Below are 20,401 nucleotides of genomic sequence, written 5' to 3'. Positions count from 1 at the left end.
GTGGAATACAACAACATCCAGTTTGCAGTGGAGGCGGGCGTCGCCCGCCTGACGCTGAACCGCCCCGACAAGCTCAACAGCTTCACCGGCGAGATGCACGCCGAGCTGCGCGACGCGCTCGACCGCGTCCACGCCGACAAGGCCGCGCGCGTGCTGGTGCTCACCGGCGCCGGCCGCGCCTTCTGCGCCGGCCAGGATCTGGCCGATCCCGACATGGCGTCGGTGGGCGGCAAGATGCCCGACATCGGCAACGTCGTCGAAAAGAACTACAAGCCGCTCGTGCTGCGCCTGCAGAACCTGCGCGTGCCCACCATCGCCGCGGTCAACGGCATCGCCGCCGGCGCCGGCGCCAGCGTGGCGCTCGCCTGCGATCTGGTGGTGGCGGCGAAGTCGGCCTCCTTCCTGCAGGCCTTCAGCAAGATCGGACTCGTACCCGACACCGGCGGCACCTGGTTCCTGCCGCAGCGCGTCGGCATGGCGCGCGCGATGGGCCTGGCGATGCTCGCCGACAAGCTGCCCGCCGAGAAGGCCGCCGACTGGGGCCTGATCTGGGCGGCGTACGACGATGCCGAGTTCGCTGCAAAGGTGGACGCGCTCGCCGCGCAGCTCGCCGCCATGCCGACCAAGGCCCTGGTGCGCACCCGCCAGGCCATGCACGCCGCGGCCGGCCATACGCTGGAGCAGCAGCTCTCCTTCGAGGGCGGCTTCATGCGCGAGCTGGGCTGGAGCCCCGACTACGCCGAAGGCGTCGCCGCCTTCATGGAAAAGCGCGCACCGAAGTTCACCGGGGAATGAGCGTGACCGACACCCAGATCTCCAAGTCCGCCGCGCAGCCGCTGCCCGCCTCGGCTGTCGTCGCCGTGGTCGGCACCGGCGCCATGGGCGCCGGCATCGCCCAGGTGGCGGCCGCGGCCGGCCACGTGGTCAAGCTGCTCGACAACCGTCCGGGCGCCGCCGCCAAGGCGATCGAAGGCATCCGTGCCCAGTTCGGCAAGCTCGCCGACAAGGGCAAGATGAGCACCGAAGCCGCGCAGGCGGCCGCTGAACGCCTGATCGCCGTCGACCAGCTGGCCGAGCTCGCCGACGCCGCACTGGTGGTCGAGGCCATCGTCGAGAACCTCGAAGCCAAGCAGAAGCTGTACGGCGACCTGGAGAACATCGTCGGCGCCGACTGCATCTTCGGCACCAACACCTCGTCGATCTCGGTGACCTCGATCGGCGCCGCCCTGCAGCGCCCCGAACGCCTGGCCGGCCTGCACTTCTTCAACCCGGCGCCGCTGATGAAGCTGGTCGAGATCGTCTCCGGCCTCGCCACCGCGCGCGTGGTCGCCGACACCCTGTTCGCCACCGCCGCGGCCTGGGGCAAGACGCCGGTGCATGCGCGCTCGACGCCGGGCTTCATCGTCAACCGCGTCGCCCGTCCCTACTACGCCGAGGCGCTGCGCATCCTCAACGAAGGCGGTGGCGACTGCGCCACACTCGACGCGATCATGCGCGACGCCGGCGGTTTCCGCATGGGGCCGTTCGAGCTGATGGACATGATCGGCCACGACGTCAATTTCGCCGTCACACGCTCGGTGTGGAACGCCTTCTACAACGATGCGCGCTTCACGCCCTCGCTGATCCAGCAGGAGCTGGTCGACGCCGGCTTTTTCGGTCGCAAGTCGGGCCGCGGCTTCTACGACTACCGCGAGGGCGCCGCGCGCCCCGCACCCCAGGTCGCGGTGGCGCAGCACGCACCGGACGAGATCGTGCTGCACGGCCATTCGGCCGCCGTGCATGCGCTCGCCGACCGCCTCTTCGAGCGCAACATCCCCCATACCTGGGGCGAAGCCAACGACGGTCGCATCGCCGAGACGGGGGGCGCGGTGATCTTCGTCACCGACGGCCGCACCGCCACGCAACGCGCCACCGAGATGGGCATCGCCAACGTGGTGCTGATCGACCTCGCACTGGACTACGCCACCGCCGGCCGCATCGCGGTCGGCGCCGCGATCAACTGCTTCGCGCCCGCGGTCGGCGCCGCGATCAGCCTGCTGCAGGCGGCCGGCTTCGAGGTCTGCCGCCTGGGCGACACCCCGGGACTGGCAGTGATGCGCACCGTCGCGATGCTCGCCAACGAAGCGGCCGACGCGGTCAACCAGGGGGTGTGCGATGCCGCCGGCGCCGATGCGGCGATGAAGCTCGGCGTCAATTACCCGCGCGGACCGCTGGAATGGGCCGACCGCGTCGGCCTGCCGGCGATCTGCGCCGTACTCGCCAACCTCGCCCGCTTCTACGGCGAGGACCGCTATCGCGTGTCCCCGCTGATCCAGCAGCGCGTGTTCGCCGGAAAGAAGATCCATGACTGATGCGCAGCCCATCCCGACCGATCCGCAGGCCCTGGCCGAGGCCGTGACCGCGGCGATGTGGTCGCGCGACCGTACCGCCCAGGCGCTCGGCATGCGCATCGAGCACGTCGGTCCCGGCCGCTCCAGGGTCAGCATGACGGTGCGCGGCGACATGGTGAACGGCCACCACATCTGCCACGGCGGCCTCATCTTCACCCTGGCCGACACCGCCTTCGCCTACGCCTGCAACGCCTACAACCGCAACACCGTGGCGTCCGGATGCAACATCGACTTCGTCGCCACCGGGCGCGAAGGCGACACCTTGCAGGCCGAGGCCGTGGAGCGCACGCTGGCCGGTCGCACCGGCGTCTATGACGTCACCGTGCGCGACAGCGCAGGCAACACCATCGCCCTGTTCCGGGGCAAGAGCTACCGTATCTCCGGCGAGGTGATCGCCGGACTCGCCGCAGAGAATGCCTAGACGGGTCCGCGCGGCCCCAAGCACACGTAGAGAGACAGAGGAGACCACACCATGCCCGTGAAGAGCCCCCGCCCCGGCGACCTCGACCCGATCGAGACCGCCAGCCGCGACGAAATTTCCGCCCTGCAGCTGCAGCGCCTGCAGTGGTCGGTGCGCCACACCTACGACAACGTCGCGCCCTACCGCAAGCGCTGCGAGGAAGCGGGCGTGCATCCCGACGACCTCCAGTCGCTGGCCGACCTCGCGAAGTTCCCCTTCATGACGAAGACGGACCTGCGCGACAACTACCCCTTCGGCCTGTTCGCCGTGCCGCGCGACAAGGTCGCCCGCCTGCACGCCTCCAGCGGCACCACCGGCAAGTCGGTCGTCGTCGGCTACACGAAGCGCGACCTCGACAACTGGGCCGACGTGGTCGCCCGCTCGCTGCGCGCGGCCGGCGTGCGTGCCGGCGACATGGTGCACAACGCCTACGGCTACGGCATGTTCACCGGCGGCCTCGGCGCCCACTACGGCATCGAGCGTGCCGGCTGCACGGCGGTGCCGATGTCCGGCGGCCAGACCGAGAAGCAGGTGCAGCAGATCATGGACTTCCGCCCCGACGCGATCATGGTCACGCCGTCCTACTCGCTGGTGATCGCCGAGGAGTTCGAGCGCCTGAACATCAAGCCCGAGGACATCTCGCTGAAGATCGGCATCTTCGGCGCCGAGCCCTGGGGCGAAGGCATGCGCAGCGAGATCGAGCGCAAGCTCGGCATCGACGCCATCGACATCTACGGCCTCACCGAGGTCATGGGCCCGGGCGTGGCCAGCGAGTGCATCGAGACCAAGGACGGCCCGGTGATCTGGGAAGACCACTTCTATCCCGAGATCATCGATCCCGACACCGGCGAAGTGCTGCCCGACGGCGAGGAAGGCGAGCTCGTGTTCACCTCGCTCACCAAGGAAGCCTTCCCGGTCATCCGCTACCGCACCCGCGACCTCACCCGCCTGCTGCCGCCGACCGCGCGCTCGTTCCGCCGCATCGGCAAGATCACCGGGCGCTCGGACGACATGCTGATCGTGCGCGGCGTGAACGTGTTCCCGACCCAGATCGAGGAGCAGATCATGCGCGACCGCCGCCTGTCGGGGAACTACCAGATCGTGCTCACGCGCGACGGCCATCTCGACAACGTCGAGATCCGCGTCGAGGTCCAGCGCGAACTCTCCGGCAAGCTCAGCCGCACCGAGACCGAGAACATCGCACGCGAGCTGCAGCACCACATCAAGACCATCATCGGCATCTCCACCAAGGTGAACGTGATGGAGTTCGAAGCCATTCCGCGCACGCTGACCGGCAAGGCCCGCCGCGTCATCGACCAGCGCCCGAAGCAACTGTAAGGAGCTGGCCATGACTCAAGCATTCATCTGCGACGCCATCCGCACCCCCATCGGCCGCTACGGCGGCACCCTGGCCTCCGTGCGTGCCGACGACCTCGGCGCCGTGCCGCTCAAGGCCCTGATGACCCGCAACCCCCAGGTCGACTGGACCGCGGTCGAAGACATCATCTACGGCTGCGCCAACCAGGCCGGCGAGGACAACCGCAACGTCGCGCGCATGTCCGGCCTGCTCGCCGGGCTGCCGATCGAGGTGCCCGGCACCACGGTCAACCGCCTGTGCGGCTCGGGCATGGACGCCATCGGCCTGGCCGCGCGCTCGATCAAGTCGGGCGAGACCGAGCTGATGATCGCCGGCGGCGTCGAGAGCATGTCGCGCGCGCCCTTCGTGATGGGCAAGGCCGAGTCGGCCTTCTCGCGCAGCGCCGCGATCTACGACACCACCATCGGCTGGCGCTTCATCAACCCGCTGATGAAGAAGCTGTACGAGACGCACTCGATGCCGCAGACCGCGGACAACGTCGCCGCCGACTTCGACATCTCGCGCGCCGATCAGGACGCCTTCGCGCTGCGCTCGCAGCAGCGCTGGGCCGCCGCCCACGCCGCCGGTCGCTTCAAGGACGAGCTGGTGCCGGTGGTGATCCCGCGCAAGAAGGGCGACCCGATCGTCTTCGACACCGACGAGCATCCGCGCCCCGAAACCACGCTGGAGATGCTGGCCAAGCTCAAGGGCGTCAATGGCCCCGAGCTCAGCGTCACCGCCGGCAACGCCTCGGGCGTCAATGACGGCGCCTGCGCGCTGCTGCTGGCCTCCGACGCCGCCGCCGCGAAGCATGGCCTGACCCCGCGCGCCCGCGTCGTCGCCATGGCCACCGCCGGCGTGGCGCCGCGCATCATGGGCTTCGGCCCCGCGCCCGCGGTGCGCAAGGTGCTCGCCAAGGCGGGCCTCACGCTCGATCAGATGGATGTGATCGAACTCAACGAGGCTTTCGCGGCACAAGGCCTCGCCGTGCTGCGCGACCTCGGCCTCGCCGACGACGAAGAACGCGTGAACCCCAATGGCGGCGCCATCGCCCTGGGCCACCCGCTGGGCATGAGCGGCGCCCGCCTGGTCACCACGGCGGCCTACGAGCTGCAGCGCCGCAATGGCCGCTACGCGCTGTGCACGATGTGCATCGGCGTCGGCCAGGGCATCGCGATGATCATCGAGCGCGTCTGAGGCACGGGACAGTCCATGAACTACGAAACCCTCGCCATCGAGCGCCGCGGCGCCGTCGCGACGATCTGGATGGATCGGCCGGCAGTGTTCAACGCCTTCAACGAGCAGCTCATCGCCGAGCTGGCGGCCGCCTGCGCCGAACTCGACGCCGATGCCGGCGTGCGCGTGGTGGTGCTGGCCGGGCGTGGCAAGCACTTCTCGGCCGGTGCCGACCTCAACTGGATGCGCCGCGCCTCGGACAGCACCGAGGCGGAGAACCTCGCCGACTCGCGCAAGTTCGCCGCCATGCTGCGCACGCTGTCGGGGATGTCGAAGCCGACCATCGCGCGCGTGCAGGGCGCGGCGCTCGGTGGCGGCACCGGCCTCACCGCCGCCTGCGACATGGCGATCGCCGCGGACGATGCCAGCTTCGCGACCTCCGAGGTCAAGTTCGGCATCATCCCCGCGGTGATCAGCCCCTACGTGCTGCGCGCCATCGGCCCGCGCCACGCCCTGCGCTACTTCCAGAGCGCCGAACGCTTCGGCGCCGCCGAGGCCAAGGCCATGGGCCTGGTCGGCGAGGTCGTCACGCTGGATGAACTCGACGCCGCGGTCGATCGCCTCGTGCAGGCCCTGCTCGCCTGCGGCCCGCAGGCCCAGCTTGCCGCCAAGCAGCTGATCGCCGCGCTGGCCGGGCGTCCGATCGACGACGCCGTCGCCGAGGAGACCGCCGGCCGCATCGCGCGCCAGCGCGCCACCGCCGAAGCCCGCGAAGGCTTCACGGCCTTCTTCGAGAAGCGCTCGCCGGCGTGGATGCAATGAACACCCGCCGCGCCCCGGGCGTGGCGGACCTTTGAGGAGGAGGCGGGGTCACAGCCATGCGCACCCCGCGTTCCGTGCCGGTATTTCCCGGTGCGGTGTTTGCTAGGAGGAAACACATGTACACCCAGGCAATGGACATTCCGGACGATTCCGGAAAGAAACTCGCAGCGGTCTCCAATGCGACGAGCGAGCAGGAAGCCGCCTTCGAGGCCCGCATCGACGCCGACGGGCGCATCGAGCCGCAGGACTGGATGCCCGAGGCCTACCGCAAGACGCTGGTGCGCCAGATCAGCCAGCACGCCCACAGCGAGATCGTCGGCATGCTGCCGGAGGGCAACTGGATCTCGCGCGCGCCCAGCCTCAAGCGCAAGGCCATCCTGATCGCCAAGGTCCAGGACGAGGGCGGCCACGGCCTCTACCTGTACTCCGCCGCCGAGACGCTGGGCACCAGCCGCGACCAGATGCTCGAAGGCCTGCACTCGGGCAAGGCCAAGTACAGCTCGATCTTCAATTACCCGACGCTCAACTGGGCCGACGTCGGCGTGATCGGCTGGCTGGTCGATGGCGCGGCGATCATGAACCAGGTCCCGCTGTGCCGCTGCTCCTACGGCCCCTACGCGCGCGCCATGGTGCGCGTGTGCAAGGAGGAATCCTTCCACCAGCGCCAGGGCTACGAGGCCCTGCTGGTGATGATGAAGGGCACCGACGAGCAGCGCGCGATGGTGCAGGACGCGGTCAACCGCTACTGGTGGAAGTGCCTGGCCATGTTCGGGCCGCCGGATGCCGACAGCCCGCACAGCGCGCAAGGCATGCGCTGGGGCATCAAGCGCATCAGCAACGACGACCTGCGCCAGAAGTTCATCGACGCCACCGTGCCGCAGGCCAAGGTGCTGGGCGTGACCCTGCCCGACCCCGACCTCAAGTGGAACGAGGCGCGCGGCCACTACGACTACGGCCAGATCGACTGGGCCGAGTTCTGGAACACCGTCGAAGGCAACGGACCGTGCAACAAGGAACGCCTGGCCACCCGGGTCAAGGCACACAACGATGGCCAGTGGGTCCGCGACGCGGCCCAGGCCTATGCCCGCAAGCAAAAAGAACGCGCACTGAAGGAGGCAGCATGAACACCCCCGCACTCAAGGATTGGCCCCTCTGGGAAGTCTTCGTCCGCAGCAAGCAAGGCCTCGAGCACAAGCACTGCGGCAGCCTGCACGCGGCCGACGCGGCCCAGGCCCTGCACATGGCGCGCGACGTGTACACCCGCCGCCAGGAAGGCGTGAGCATCTGGGTGGTGCCCTCGGTCGCCATCACCGCCAGCAACCCGGACGACAAGGGCGAGCTCTTCGACCCCGCGGCCGACAAGATCTACCGCCATCCGACCTTCTACGAGATCCCTGAAGAAGTGGGGCACATGTAATGAGCACGCCGATCGACTACCTGCTGCACCTGGCCGACAACGCCGTCGTGCTCGGCCAGCGCAACGCCGAATGGTGCGGGCACGGCCCCATCCTGGAAGAAGACATGGCGCTGGCCAACGTCAGCCTCGACCTCATCGGCCAGGCGCGCCTGCTGTACCAGCGCGCCGCCGAGCTGAAGGGCGGCGACGCCACCGAGGACAAGCTGGCCTATTTCCGCGGCCCGCACGAGTTCCGCAACTACACGCTGCTGGAGCTCCCGCACCACGGCGCGCTGGTCGGCTACGCCGCGGCCGACCGCGACTACGCCACCACGATCGTGCGCAACTTCCTGTATTCGGCGCTGATGGTGCACGTGTGGGACGGCCTGCAGCAGTCCGCCGACGCCAGCCTCGCCGCGATCGCCGCCAAGTCGCTGAAGGAAACCAGCTACCACCTGCACCACTCGCGTGACTGGCTGGTGCGCATGGGCGACGGCACCGAGGAGTCGCACGCCCGCGCGCAGGCGGCGGTGAACCACCTCATGCCCTACACCGAGGAGTTCTGGACCACCAGCCCGGCCGAAGGCGCCGCGGTGGCGGCCAAGATCGGCATCGACGTATGGGCGCTGCGCCCGGCCTGGGACGCGCTCGTCAACGAGGCGCTGGCCGAAGCCACCCTGACCCGCCCGAACTTCCACGGTTACGTGACCGAGGGCAAGATCGGCCTGCACTCCGAGCATCTGAGCTACCTGCTCGGCGAGATGCAGGGTCTGGCCCGCGCCCACCCGGGCGCCACCTGGTAAGGGCGAAGGCCATGAGCAGCGTCGTGGACAAGGTCTGGGCCACCCTGGAGCCCCTGACGGACCCGGAGATCCCGGTGGTGACCCTGCGCGAGCTGGGCATCCTGCGGGATGTGCGGGAGACGGCGGAGGGCATCGAGGTGGTCATCACCCCGACCTACAGCGGCTGCCCCGCCATGGGGCAGATCGAGGACGACGTGCGTGCGAGCCTGGAACAGGCCGGCATCGCGGCGCGGGTGATCACCCAGCTCGCGCCGGCCTGGACCACCGACTGGATGAGCGACGAGGCCAAGGAAAAGCTGCGCGCCTATGGCATCGCCCCGCCCCACCGCACCTGCGGCAGCAGCGGCGGCGCCGAGGTCAGCGTGCTGAAGTTCGTGCGCCGGCAGCCGACCGCGGCGGTCGCCTGTCCGCAGTGCGGCTCCACCCACACCGTCGTCACCTCCGAGTTCGGCTCCACGGCCTGCAAGGCGCTGTACAAGTGCCTCGACTGCCAGGAGCCCTTCGACTATTTCAAACCCTATTAAGAGCCGGAGCCCAGACGCCATGTCAGCCCCCCGTTTCCAAGAACTCGCCATCAAGCGCGTGAGCCCCGAGGCCGCCGGCGCGGTGGCGATCACCTTCGCCATCCCCGAGGCCGAGCGCGAGCGCTTCGCCTTCGAGCCGGGCCAGTTCCTCACCCTGCGCGCCACCATCGATGGCCAGGACGTGCGCCGCAACTACTCGATCAGCAGCCCGCGCAGCCGCCTGGCACGCGAGGGCGAGCTCGAGATCGGCATCCGCCCGGTGGAAGGCGGCCTGTTCTCGAACTGGGCCACGCGCGCCATCAAGGCCGGCGACACCCTGCAGGTGATGCCGCCTGACGGCCGCTTCGTGGTCAAGAAGAAGCGCGCCATCCACCGCGTCGGCTTCGCCGCCGGCTCGGGCATCACCCCGATCCTGTCGATCGCCGCGAGCACGCTGGAAGAACAGCCGGACTCGAAGTTCACGCTGATCTACGGCAACCGTCGCATGTCCACGGTGATGTTCAACGAGGATCTGCAGGACCTCAAGGACCGCTACCGCGACCGCCTGACCATGATCCACGTGCTGTCGCGCCAGGCCCAGGAAGTGGACCTGCTGCAGGGGCGCATCGACGGTCCCAAGGTGCGCGCGATCATCGACGCCCTGCTGCCGGTGGGCAGCATGGACGAGGTCTTCATCTGCGGCCCCGACGAAATGATCACCGCCACCGAGACCGCGCTGGTCGAGGCCGGCGTGCCCGCCGACCGTATCCGCACCGAGCGCTTCACCGCCAACCTGCCCGCCGGCGCCCACCCGGTCGGCGCCTCGAGCACCGCCGAGGCCGTCGCGGCCGCGACCAAGGACATCACCATGGTCCTGGTGCTCGACGGCAAGGAGCACGAGATCGCGATCGGCCCCGACGAGCACCTGCTCGACGCCGGCCTCAATGCCGGCCTCGACCTCCCCTTCTCGTGCAAGGCCGGCGTGTGCTGCACCTGCCGCGCCAAGGTGACGGAGGGCGAAGTCGTGATGGACAAGAACTTCACCCTCGAGGCCGACGAAGTCGCGCAGGGCTACGTGCTGAGCTGCCAGGCGCGCGCCACCACCAAGCGCCTCAAGATCAGCTTCGACGAGCGCTGACACGATCTGCGGGCCGACGGCGTCCGCGCGCGCAGCAGCTTCCGACGGCCGTCTCGACGGCCGTTTTCCTTCGCGGACGGAGACGCGGCCGCGCGCCCCTGACGCAGGTCAACGCCGAAAGGGCGGCGGCCTGCTATCCCTTTAGACCTCATCCACTTTCCAGCGCGAAGATCATGGCCGGCTCCCACGCTCTCAGCACCGCCTTCGAACCGTCCTCGATCGCCGTCATCGGCGCGTCCGACGCACCCGGGTCCGTCGGCCGCGTCATCTTCCGCAACCTGGTCGAAGGCGGCTATCGCGGCACCCTGTACGCGGTCAACCCGAAGTACGGCAGCATCCAGGACCATCCCTGCCACCGCTCGGTCGAGGACATCGGCCGACCGGTCGATCTCGCCATCATCGCCACCCCCGCGCGCATGCTGCACAGCGTCACCGCACAGTGCGGCCGCAGCGGCGTACGCAACGCGGTCATCATCAGCGCCAGCGGGAACGCACTCGAGCGCCGCATCGTCGAGACCGCGCGCGAGACCCGGCTGCGCCTGATCGGGCCCGGCAGCCTGGGCATCGCACGCCCCGGCAGCGGGATCAATGCCGCGCTCACCCGCATCGCCGTCAAGCCCGGCGAGATCGCCCTGATCTCGCAGTCGGGCGCGATGTGCTCGGTCGTGCTCGACTGGGCGTTGACCAACGACGTCGGCTTCTCTTCGGTCATCTCGCTCGGCGGCACGGTGGACATCGACTACGGGGAAACGCTGGAGTACCTGATCCACGACACGCAGACGCGCTACATCCTGCTGCACGTCGATCACATCCGCAACGCCCGCCAGTTCATGAGCGCACTGCGCTCGGCCGCGCGCGTCAAGCCGATCATCCTGCTCAAGGCCGGCCGCCACGGTCGCAGCGACAACAACGCCGCCGACGCGGACAACGCCGGCCTCGCCGACGTGGTCTTCGACGCGGCGATGCGCCGCGCCGGCGTGGTGCGGGTGCAGAACATCGACCAGCTCTTCTTCGCCGCCAAGGCCTTGTCCTGCGGCTTTCGACCGCGCGAGGACAGCCTCGCCATCGTCTCCAACGGCAGCGGTCCGGCCGATCTCGCCGCCGACCGCGCCAAGGACCTCGGCACCGGACTCGTCGGGCTGGGCTCGCCGACGGTCGCCACGCTCGAGCGCCTCGGCGGACGCGAGCGGCACTCCCACAACCCGCTCGACCTCGGCGGCGACGCCAGCGCGCAGCTGTACCGCGACGCCATCCTCGCCCTCTCCGAGGACGCCGCGGTTTCCAACGTGCTGGTGATCCTGTCGCCGCACGCGCTCGTCGATCCGGTCGAGGTGGCGCAGGACATCATCGACCTCGCCGCCCAGGTGCGGCTCCAGCTGTGCTGCTGCTGGATGGGCGGCGGCCAGGTCGCCGAGGCGCGCGCGCTGCTCGCCCGGGCCGGGCTGCCGGTGTTCAGTTCGCCCGAGGCGGCGATCGAGCTGTTCCACAACATCTCGCGCTTTCACCACAACCAGACCCTGCTGCTGCAGACCGCCGGCGGCGGCAGCGCCGCCGCCTACCGCCGCACGGGTGGTGCGCGCGTGCTGATCGAGACCCTGCTCAACCAGCGTCGCCATATCCTCTCGGCGATGGAGTCCAAGGCGCTGCTGCGCAGCTTCGGCATCCCGGTCACGCACACCACCGTCGCCCGCGACGCCACCGAGGCCTTGTTCGTCGCCGAGCAGGCGGGTTTTCCGGTGGCGATGAAGGTCGACGCTCCCGAGCTGGCGAGCAAGTCCGAATCCGGCGGCGTGCGCCTCAACCTCAACACCGCCGAGTCGGTGTGGAGCGCCTTCCACGACATCGTCGACGCGGTGCGCCTGCGCCACCCCGAGGTGCAGATCAACGGCGTGTCGATCGAGCCCTATCTGTACCGGCCGCAGGCGCGCGCCTTCCGCATCCAGGTGCATCGCGACGCGATCTTCGGTCCGGTGATCAGCCTCGGCGCGCAGGACGCCTCCGCGCCGCGCACCTTCGCGCTGCCACCGCTGAACCCCGTGCTGGCCCGCGACCTCATCGACTCGGCCATCCCGGCGGCCGCACAGGGCCCGCGCAGCCAGGGCGGCGCGCTCAACCGCGCCGCCATCGAGCAGGTGCTGGTGTCGGTGTCCGACCTCGTGTGCGAGCTGCCCTGGGTGCGCGAGCTCGCGATCGACCCCTTGTTCATCGACGGCGACGGCGCCATCGCGGCCGATGCCCGCGTCGTCATCGACCAGGGCCTTCCCGCCGGCAGCGACCGCTACGCGCACATGGCGATCCACCCCTATCCGCTGCACCTCGTCCAGGACTGGAAGGTCGGCGACGGTCGTGCCGTACGTACGCGTCCGGTGCGCCCGGAGGATGCCAACCTGGTGCTGGGCTTCTTCGACGGACTGAGCGCCGAGACCCGCTTCATGCGCTTCATGGAAGAGCTGCAGGAGCTCAGCCCGGCGCTGGTCGCACGCTTCACGCAGATCGACTACGACCGCGAGATGGCGCTGATCGCCACCACCATCGACGACGCCGGCGCCGAGCACATGGTGGGCAGCGCCCGCTATTCCCTCGCCGCCGACGGCGAATCGGTCGAGTTCGCCCTGGTCGTGGCCGACGACTGGCAACGCCACGGACTGGGCCGCCGACTCATGGGTGCCCTCATCGAGGTCGCGCGCGGCAAGGGCTATCGCAACATCTTCGGCGACGTGCTGGGCAAGAACGCCAAGATGCTGCGCCTGATGCACGGCCTCGGCTTCCTCGTGCAGCCCCACCCGGAAGAGAGCGCGTTGCGCCGGGTGGTGAAGGTGCTGCATGGCAAGTAGCGCGTCCGCAGCGGCGCAGACGGCCGCTCAATAATCGCCCCAGCGCGCCTGCAGCGCCGCCACGGCGGCGAGGCCCGCGGTCTCGGTGCGCAGCACGCGCGGCCCGAGCCGCACGCGCCGGCAACCGGCGGCGTCGAAGGCCGCCATCTCGCCCTCGCTCCAGCCACCCTCCGGCCCGACCAGCAGGTGCACCTCGTCCTTCGGCTCGGGTTCGTCGGCAAAGCCCTTGGCCCCGCCGGGCGCAAGCACGTAGCCGGGCGCCGCGCGATGCGCGCCCAGCCAGTGTGCGAGCGGCTGCAGGGGGCGAATCTCGGGGACGCGGTTGCGCCCGCACTGCTCGCAGGCCGCGATCGCGACCTGCTGCCAGTGCGCGACGCGCTTGTCGGCACGCTCGGCCGCCAGACGCAGCACCGAGCGCTCGGCCTGCACCGGCTGGATCGCATGCACGCCGAGCTCCACCGCCTTCTGCACCACCCAGTCCATCTTGTCGCCCGAAGCCAGCGCCTGCACCAGCACGATGCGCAACGGCGACTCGCGTTCGACCGCACGCGCCTCGCCGAGCCGAGCGAACACCGCCTTGCCGCGCACGGCCAGGCGCGCATCGACCTCTCCGCCGCTGCCGTCGAACAGCACCACCGCCTCGCCATCGCGCAGGCGCAACACCCGCAGCGCATGGTGGGCGAGCGCCTCGGGGAGCGCCACCTCGCCGCCCGCGGGCAGGCGATCCGGAAAGTGGAATCGTGAAATCATCGTAAGATTATAGGCCCAGCTCCCCTCGCCCCCAGCCCCTCTCCCGCCGCCCGCCGGCAAGGAGCCCGCCATGCCCACCGCCGCCCACCGCCTCGCCCGTGCCCGCGCCCTCGAATCGATGGTGCGCGACATCGCGCGCGCCGAGATCCTTCCGCGCTACCTGAAGTCCGCGCGCAACCGCAAGGCCGACGGTTCGCTGTTCACCGAGGCCGACATGGCCTCGCAGCAGCGCTTCAGCGAGGCCCTGCCCGCCTTCCTGCCCGGCGCCGTGCTCGGCGAGGAGATGACCGCGGCCGAGCAGGCCGCGCTGTGGAAGGAAGGCGCGCGCGGCCTGTGGTGCATCGACCCGATCGACGGCACCACCAACTTCGCCAACGGCATCCCCCTGTTCGCGGTGTCGATCGCCTATCTGATCGACCACGAGCCGGTGATCGGCGTGGTGTACAACCCGATCACCGACGAATCCTTCTACGCCGCCCGCGGCGCCGGCGCCTTCCTCAACGGCACCGAGCTGCCGCTGCGCGCAGGCGCCACCGAGTTGCGCGACGCCGTCGCCGGCGTCGACTTCAAGCGCATCAGCCACCACCTCGGCGACGAGCTCGCGGTGCGTCCGCCCTACTACTCGCAGCGCAACTTCGGCTCCAGCGCCCTCGAATGGTGCTTTGTCGCCGCCGGCCGGCTCGACGTCTACCTGCACGGCGGGCAGATGCTGTGGGACTACGCCGCCGGCCGCCTGATCCTCGCCGAAGCCGGCGGCATCGCCGAGGCGCTCGACGGCGGCGTGCTGATGTCCGGCCCGGCGATCAAGCGCGGCGTCATCGCCGCCACCAGCCCGGCGCTGTTCGCCGAATGGTCGGCCTGGGTCAAGGCGCGCTCCTGATGGCTCGCACCGCGCTTTATTGCGGTGCAGAATCCGTGTCGAAACCGACTCGCCAGCGGCGGAACCCATCATGTCCATGAAGCACCCGATCATCGCCGTCACCGGCTCGTCCGGCGCCGGCACCACCACGGTCAAGCACACCTTCGAAGCGATCTTCCACCGCGAGAACGTCAACGCCGCCATCGTCGAGGGCGACAGCTTCCACCGCCACACCCGCGCCGAGATGAAGACGCTGATCGAGGAAGCCGAGCGTGCGGGCCTGCGCGGGATCAGCCACTTCGGGCCGGAAGCCAACCTGCTCTCCGAGCTCGAGAGCCTCTTCCGCGCCTACGGCGAGGCCGCCACCGGCCGCCGCCGCTACTACATCCACAACGAAGCCGAGGCGATGCGCTGGAACCTGCCGCTCGGCACCTTCACCGAGTGGGAAGATCTCCCGGTCGGCACCGACTGCCTGTTCTACGAGGGCCTGCACGGCGCACTCGTCACCGACGAGGCCGACATCGCCAGCCACGTCGACCTGCTGATCGGCGTCGTGCCCATCATCAACCTCGAGTGGATCCAGAAGCTGCACCGCGACACCAAGCTGCGCGGCTACACCGCCGAGGCCGTGCAGGACACCATCCTGCGCCGCATGCACGACTATGTGCACTACATCGTCCCGCAGTTCGCCCGCACCCACATCAACTTCCAGCGCGTGCCGGTGGTCGACACCTCCAACCCCTTCATCGCGCGCGACGTGCCCACCCAGGACGAGTCCATGGTGGTGATCCGCTTCAAGGACCCGCGCGGAGTCGACTTCCCCTACCTGCTGCGCATGATCCACGACGCCTTCATGAGCCGCGCCAACACCATCGTGATCCCCGGCGGCAAGCTCGACCTCGCCATGCAGCTGATCCTCACCCCGCTGATCTGGAAGCTGATGGAACGCCGCCGCCAGTGGGTGTGAGGCGCGACGGAATTCCCCGGCAGCCTGCCTCGGCAGCACACCGACCAGCCCCCCAGCCCCACTCCGCGCGAGGTCGCGGGGGCGGGGTGGTGTGGGCCAACTTCAGGAGCGCCGAGGTGGAGGGCGTCGCGGGGGAAACAAGGCGACGCATGTTTGAGGAGCGCAGCGACGAGTTTGCGTCGCCGCCCCCGCGGCGGCCTCCGCCGAGGGCAGCCCGGAGCGCAGCGAAGGGCCGCGAGTGCAGGCGGCGCACACCATCCCGACCCCGCGACCGAATCGACGCCGCCCCTCCTCGGACCCCGTGACCGATTCCAAGCCGCGCCCACCGCCCCGCGAAAGCCCCTCGCCCGGCGCAACATTGCCGCAACGCAACATTGGCATCCCCGGGGTCTTTTAAGGGATAATTCCGAACTTTCCCGATGGCGGCCTCCGGCCCGAAAACAGCATGCAGTCGACCCGCAACGTCCAGCCCCCGGTCTTCAACCCCATCACCGGCGCCATCCGCGCCCTCGCGATGGACGCGGTGCAGCAGGCCAACTCCGGCCATCCCGGCGCGCCGATGGGCATGGCCGAGATCGCCGAGGTGCTGTGGCGCCACCACCTGCGCCACAATCCGGCCAACCCCAAGTGGGCCGACCGCGACCGCTTCGTGCTCTCCAACGGCCACGGCTCGATGCTGATCTACGCGCTGCTGCACCTCACCGGCTACGACCTGCCGATCGAGGAGCTCAAGCGTTTCCGCCAGCTCCACAGCAAGACCCCCGGCCACCCCGAATACGGCTACGCCCCCGGCATCGAGACCACCACCGGTCCGCTCGGCCAGGGCATCACCAACGCCGTCGGCATGGCGCTCGCCGAGAAGATCCTCGCCGCCGAGTTCAACCGCCCCGGCCACGAGGTGGTCGACCACCACACCTATGTCTTCCTCGGCGACGGCTGCCTGATGGAAGGCATCTCGCACGAAGCCTGCTCGCTCGCCGGCACCTGGGGCCTGGGCAAGCTGGTCGCGTTCTACGACGACAACAACATCTCCATCGACGGCCATGTCGACGGCTGGTTCACCGACGACACCCCGAAGAGGTTCGAAGCCTACGGATGGCAGGTCATCCGCGACGTCCAGGGCCATGACCCGGTCGCCATCGAGGCCGCCCTCCAGCAGGCCAAGGCCAACACCGCCCAGCCCACGCTGATCTGCTGCAAGACCATCATCGGCGCCGGCGCGCCCAACAAGCAGGACAGCCACGACGTGCATGGCGCCCCGCTCGGTGCCGCCGAGATCGAGGCCGCGCGCGCCCACATCGGCTGGAACCACCCGCCCTTCCACATCCCGGCCGACGTCTACGCGGCCTGGGACGCGCGCACCAAGGGCGCCTCGCTCGAGGCGCAATGGAACGCCGCCTTCGCCGCCTACCGCGCCGCCCACCCCGAGCTCGCCGCCGAGTTCGAACGCCGCATGGCCGGCGAGCTGCCCGCCGACTGGGACGCCCACGTCGCCGCGGTGCTCGCCAAGGTCGTCGACAAGGCCGAGACCATCGCCACCCGCAAGGCCAGCCAGAACGCCATCGAGGCCTACGCACCCAGGCTGCCCGAACTCCTCGGCGGCTCGGCCGACCTCGCCGGCTCCAACCTCACGCTGTGGTCGGGCGCAAAGGGCGTCAGCAAGACCAGCGGCGGCAACTACGTCTATTACGGCGTGCGCGAATTCGGCATGGCGGCGATCGCCAACGGCATCAGCCTGCACGGCGGTCTCATCCCCTACACCGCCACCTTCCTGATGTTCAGCGAGTACGCGCGCAACGCCCTGCGCATGGCCGCACTGATGAAGGTGCGCCAGATCTTCGTGTTCACGCACGATTCGATCGGCCTCGGCGAGGACGGTCCCACTCACCAACCGGTGGAACAGACCGCCACGCTGCGCCTGATCCCCAACATGGACGTGTGGCGTCCCTGCGACACCACCGAGTCGGCCGTGGCGTGGGCGAACGCGATCGAGCGCAAGGATGGCCCGACCAGCCTGTGCTTCTCGCGCCAGAACCTTCCCTTCCAGGCACGCACTTCCGATCAGGTCGCGGCGATCCGCAAGGGTGGCTACGTGCTGTCGGAGGCCCCGGCCGGCGTGAATGGCGGCAAGCCGCAGGCGGTGATCCTCGCCACCGGCTCCGAGGTCGCGCTCGCCATGGCCGCGCAGAAAACCCTCGCCGAGCAGGGTGTCGCGGTGCGCGTGGTGTCCATGCCCTCGACCAACGTCTTCGACCGCCAGGACGCCGCGTACAAGGCGAGCGTGCTGCCCGCCGGCCTGCCGCGCGTCGCGGTCGAGGCCGGCACGACCGACGGCTGGTACAAGTACGTCGGCCTCGAAGGCCGCGTGATCGGCATCGACCGCTTCGGCGAGTCGGCCCCGGCGGGCGAGCTCTTCAAGTATTTCGGCATCACCGCGGAGGCGGTGGTGCAGGCAGTGAAGTCGGTGCTCTGACGAGACCCTGGCGCGGGAGCGGTTCCGGAAACGGATCGCTCCCGCTGCACATCAGGACACGGTCCCGCACGGACCGGCAGGGCATCGGCAAACACAAATCACGCGGTTTTCCACCGTTATCTCAGGGAGAAGCAAGGATGAGCATCAAGGTCGCCATCAACGGTTTCGGTCGTATCGGTCGCTGCACGCTGCGCGCCATCTACGAGCAGGGCCTGCAGAACGAGTTCGAAGTGGTCGCCATCAACGCCTCGGGCGATCTGGCCACCAACGCCCACCTGCTCAAGTACGACACCACCCACGGCCGCTTCGCCACCTCGGTCGAGACCGAGGGCGAGAACGTCATCATCATCGACGGCAAGAAGATCCCCTTCTACTCCACCAAGGACCCCAAGGGCGTGAACTGGGGCAGCCACGGCGTGGACGTGCTGCTCGAATGCACCGGCGCCTACACCACCAAGGCCAAGGCCCAGGCCCTGCTCGACCAGGGCGCCCGCCGCGTGCTGATCTCCGCCCCGGGCGGCGACGACGTCGACACCACCATCGTGATGGGCGTGAACGAGGAAGTGCTGCGCGGCGACATGACCGTGGTCTCCAACGCCTCCTGCACCACCAACTGCCTGGCCCCGGTCGCCAAGATCCTGGCCGACAGCGTCGGCATCAAGCAGGGCCTGATGACCACCATCCACGCCTACACCAACGACCAGGTGACCGTGGACGTGCGCCACAAGGACCTGCGCCGCGCCCGCGCCGCCGCTGCCAACATCATCCCGACCAAGACCGGTGCCGCCAAGGCCGTCGGCCTGGTGCTGCCGCAGCTGGTCGGCAAGGTCGATGGCTTCGCCCTGCGCGTGCCCACGATCAACGTCTCGCTGGTCGACCTCACCTTCACCGCCGAGCGCGCCACCACCAAGGAAGAGATCAACGCGCTGATGACCGCCGCGGCCAACGGCCCGCTCAAGGGCATCCTGGCGGTCAACACCGAGCCGCTGGTGTCCTCCGACTTCAACCACACCACCGTGTCCTCCACCTTCGACGCCACCCAGACCCGCGTCATCCAGGGCGAGGACGGCTCGGTGCTGGTCAAGGTGCTGGCCTGGTACGACAACGAGTGGGGCTACTCCTGCCGCATGCTCGACGCCGCGCGCGCCTTCTGCAACGCCAAGTAAGCGCCAGGCGACACACGGACATCCAGTCGAACCGACGCCCTGCCCCGCAGGGCGTTTTTCCGGGAACGAGCGAATCATGCAAGTCAAGAAACTCACCGAACTCGACGTGCGCGGCAAGAAGGTCTTCATCCGCGCCGACCTCAACGTGCCGCAGGACGACGCCGGCAACATCACCGAGGACACCCGCATCCGCGCCTCGCTGCCCTCGATCCAGTACTGCCTGGACAACGGCGCCGCGGTGATGGTCACCTCCCACCTCGGCCGCCCCACCGAAGGCACGGTCGGCCCCGACGACACCCTGGCCCCGGTCGCGGTGCGCCTCGGCCAGCTGCTGCACCGCCCGGTGCGCCTGGTGTCCGACTGGGTCGAGGGCGGCTTCGAGGTCAAGCCGGGCGAGGTCGTCCTGCTCGAGAACTGCCGCTGCAACAAGGGCGAGAAGAAGGACAACGAAGAGCTGGCCAGGAAGATGGCCGCGCTCTGCGACGTCTATGTCAATGACGCCTTCGGCACCGCCCACCGCGCCGAGGCCACCACCCACGGCATCGCCCGCTTCGCCCCGGTGGCCTGCGCCGGCATCCTGATGGGCGCCGAGATCGACGCGCTCGGCAAGGCCCTGCAATCCCCGCAGCGCCCGCTGGTGGCGATCGTGGGCGGCTCCAAGGTCTCGTCCAAGCTCACCATCCTGAAGTCGCTCGCCCACAAGGTGGACCAGCTCATCGTCGGCGGCGGCATCGCCAACACCTTCCTGCTCGCCTCCGGCAAGCGCATCGGCGAGTCGCTCGCCGAGCCCGAGCTGGTCAAGGAAGCGCAGGCGATCATGGACATGATGAAGGCGCGGGGCGCCGAGGTACCGCTGCCGGTCGACGTCGTCGTCGCCGACGAGGTCTCCGCGCTGGCGCGTGCCAACCGCATCCCGGTGGAAGAAGTCGGCGCCCACGACCGCATCCTCGACGTCGGCCCCAAGACCGCCGCCAAGCTCTCCGAGATCATCGCCAACGCCGGGACCATCGTGTGGAACGGCCCGGTCGGCGTGTTCGAGCTGCCCCAGTTCGCCGGCGGCACCAAGATGATGGCCTCGGCCATCGCCCACTCCGAGGCCTTCTCGATCGCCGGCGGCGGCGACACCCTGGCGGCGATCGCCAAGTTCCACATCGCCGAGGACGTGGGCTACATCTCCACCGGCGGCGGCGCCTTCCTCGAGTTCCTCGAGGGCAAGACCCTGCCCGCGATCGCGGCGCTGGAGGCACGCTTCAAGGACTGAGCCCCGATCCGTCACCGCCGGATCGCGACTGGCGTCGCTCCTGCAA

The 20,401-nt window shown here is 69.4% G+C and carries 18 protein-coding genes; 17 read left to right on the top strand and 1 reads right to left on the bottom strand.

Annotated features, from left to right (window positions below; translation table 11 throughout):
* From paaG to ACZ5PP_RS19915, 12 genes are all read left to right on the top strand, one after another.
* The gene (gene paaG / locus ACZ5PP_RS19970) at nucleotides 1-795 is read left to right on the top strand and encodes a 2-(1,2-epoxy-1,2-dihydrophenyl)acetyl-CoA isomerase PaaG (protein WP_004299887.1); all 795 of its coding nucleotides are present in this window, start codon (nucleotides 1-3) and stop codon (nucleotides 793-795) included.
* Complete coding sequence (gene paaH, locus ACZ5PP_RS19965; RefSeq protein WP_004299885.1) at nucleotides 792-2,351, top strand: 3-hydroxyacyl-CoA dehydrogenase PaaH; 1,560 nt, start codon at nucleotides 792-794, stop codon at nucleotides 2,349-2,351. Before paaG ends, paaH begins: the two co-directional genes overlap by 4 nt.
* Nucleotides 2,344-2,811, top strand: a complete 468-nt coding sequence (gene paaI, locus ACZ5PP_RS19960; RefSeq protein ID WP_004299883.1) for a hydroxyphenylacetyl-CoA thioesterase PaaI — start codon at nucleotides 2,344-2,346, stop codon at nucleotides 2,809-2,811. The genes paaH and paaI overlap by 8 nt, the downstream gene beginning before the upstream one ends.
* Nucleotides 2,812-2,862: 51 nt before the next feature.
* Nucleotides 2,863-4,188 (top strand): phenylacetate--CoA ligase PaaK, encoded by a 1,326-nt coding sequence (gene paaK / locus ACZ5PP_RS19955; protein ID WP_004299881.1) that lies wholly within the window; start codon nucleotides 2,863-2,865, stop codon nucleotides 4,186-4,188.
* Nucleotides 4,189-4,198: 10 nt separating this feature from the next.
* On the top strand, nucleotides 4,199-5,404 hold the full coding sequence (gene pcaF, locus ACZ5PP_RS19950; protein WP_004299880.1) for a 3-oxoadipyl-CoA thiolase: 1,206 nt from the start codon (nucleotides 4,199-4,201) through the stop codon (nucleotides 5,402-5,404).
* Nucleotides 5,405-5,419: 15 nt separating this feature from the next.
* Nucleotides 5,420-6,205, top strand: a complete 786-nt coding sequence (locus ACZ5PP_RS19945; protein WP_004299879.1) for an enoyl-CoA hydratase/isomerase family protein — start codon at nucleotides 5,420-5,422, stop codon at nucleotides 6,203-6,205.
* A gap of 116 nt (nucleotides 6,206-6,321) precedes the next feature.
* The gene (paaA, locus tag ACZ5PP_RS19940) at nucleotides 6,322-7,329 is read left to right on the top strand and encodes a 1,2-phenylacetyl-CoA epoxidase subunit PaaA (RefSeq protein WP_004299878.1); all 1,008 of its coding nucleotides are present in this window, start codon (nucleotides 6,322-6,324) and stop codon (nucleotides 7,327-7,329) included.
* A complete protein-coding gene (gene paaB / locus ACZ5PP_RS19935; protein WP_004299876.1) occupies nucleotides 7,326-7,622 on the top strand; it encodes a 1,2-phenylacetyl-CoA epoxidase subunit PaaB in 297 nt (98 codons plus the stop codon). The genes paaA and paaB overlap by 4 nt, the downstream gene beginning before the upstream one ends.
* On the top strand, nucleotides 7,622-8,404 hold the full coding sequence (paaC, locus tag ACZ5PP_RS19930; RefSeq protein WP_004299874.1) for a 1,2-phenylacetyl-CoA epoxidase subunit PaaC: 783 nt from the start codon (nucleotides 7,622-7,624) through the stop codon (nucleotides 8,402-8,404). The genes paaB and paaC overlap by 1 nt, the downstream gene beginning before the upstream one ends.
* Before the next feature lie 11 nt (nucleotides 8,405-8,415).
* A complete protein-coding gene (paaD, locus tag ACZ5PP_RS19925; protein WP_004299873.1) occupies nucleotides 8,416-8,928 on the top strand; it encodes a 1,2-phenylacetyl-CoA epoxidase subunit PaaD in 513 nt (170 codons plus the stop codon).
* Between the two features lie 19 nt (nucleotides 8,929-8,947).
* Entirely contained in the window at nucleotides 8,948-10,045 is a 1,098-nt protein-coding gene (locus ACZ5PP_RS19920; RefSeq protein WP_012585051.1) for a 2Fe-2S iron-sulfur cluster-binding protein, read from the top strand.
* A gap of 173 nt (nucleotides 10,046-10,218) precedes the next feature.
* Nucleotides 10,219-12,879, top strand: coding sequence for a bifunctional acetate--CoA ligase family protein/GNAT family N-acetyltransferase (locus tag ACZ5PP_RS19915; RefSeq protein WP_004299871.1), 2,661 nt, complete (start codon nucleotides 10,219-10,221; stop codon nucleotides 12,877-12,879).
* A 27-nt stretch (nucleotides 12,880-12,906) separates the two neighbouring features.
* Here ACZ5PP_RS19915 and ACZ5PP_RS19910 read toward each other — a convergent pair whose 3' ends face one another.
* Nucleotides 12,907-13,629: a 16S rRNA (uracil(1498)-N(3))-methyltransferase gene (locus ACZ5PP_RS19910; RefSeq protein WP_043742833.1), complete on the bottom strand. Its 723-nt coding sequence runs from the start codon at nucleotides 13,627-13,629 to the stop codon at nucleotides 12,907-12,909.
* Nucleotides 13,630-13,699: 70 nt separating this feature from the next.
* Here ACZ5PP_RS19910 and ACZ5PP_RS19905 point away from each other — a divergent pair, with 70 nt between their 5' ends.
* The 5 genes from ACZ5PP_RS19905 (at nucleotide 13,700) to ACZ5PP_RS19885 (ending at nucleotide 20,355) form a co-directional block, all read left to right on the top strand.
* Nucleotides 13,700-14,509 carry an inositol monophosphatase family protein gene (locus ACZ5PP_RS19905; RefSeq protein ID WP_004299867.1) on the top strand — a complete coding sequence of 270 codons (810 nt, stop codon included), beginning with the start codon at nucleotides 13,700-13,702 and terminating at the stop codon, nucleotides 14,507-14,509.
* 70 nt (nucleotides 14,510-14,579) lie between these two features.
* On the top strand, nucleotides 14,580-15,455 hold the full coding sequence (locus tag ACZ5PP_RS19900) for a phosphoribulokinase (RefSeq protein WP_004299865.1): 876 nt from the start codon (nucleotides 14,580-14,582) through the stop codon (nucleotides 15,453-15,455).
* A gap of 445 nt (nucleotides 15,456-15,900) precedes the next feature.
* Entirely contained in the window at nucleotides 15,901-17,928 is a 2,028-nt protein-coding gene (tkt, locus tag ACZ5PP_RS19895; RefSeq protein WP_464826521.1) for a transketolase, read from the top strand.
* A 137-nt stretch (nucleotides 17,929-18,065) separates the two neighbouring features.
* The gene (gap, locus tag ACZ5PP_RS19890; RefSeq protein ID WP_004299859.1) at nucleotides 18,066-19,094 is read left to right on the top strand and encodes a type I glyceraldehyde-3-phosphate dehydrogenase; all 1,029 of its coding nucleotides are present in this window, start codon (nucleotides 18,066-18,068) and stop codon (nucleotides 19,092-19,094) included.
* A 76-nt stretch (nucleotides 19,095-19,170) separates the two neighbouring features.
* Complete coding sequence (locus ACZ5PP_RS19885; protein ID WP_464826520.1) at nucleotides 19,171-20,355, top strand: phosphoglycerate kinase; 1,185 nt, start codon at nucleotides 19,171-19,173, stop codon at nucleotides 20,353-20,355.
* Nucleotides 20,356-20,401: the final 46 nt, after the last annotated feature.

The organism is Thauera sp. DNT-1 (assembly GCF_055393985.1).
The sequence above is the reverse complement of the archived record's forward strand: the minus strand, read 5'-3'. Positions and strand labels throughout refer to the sequence as shown.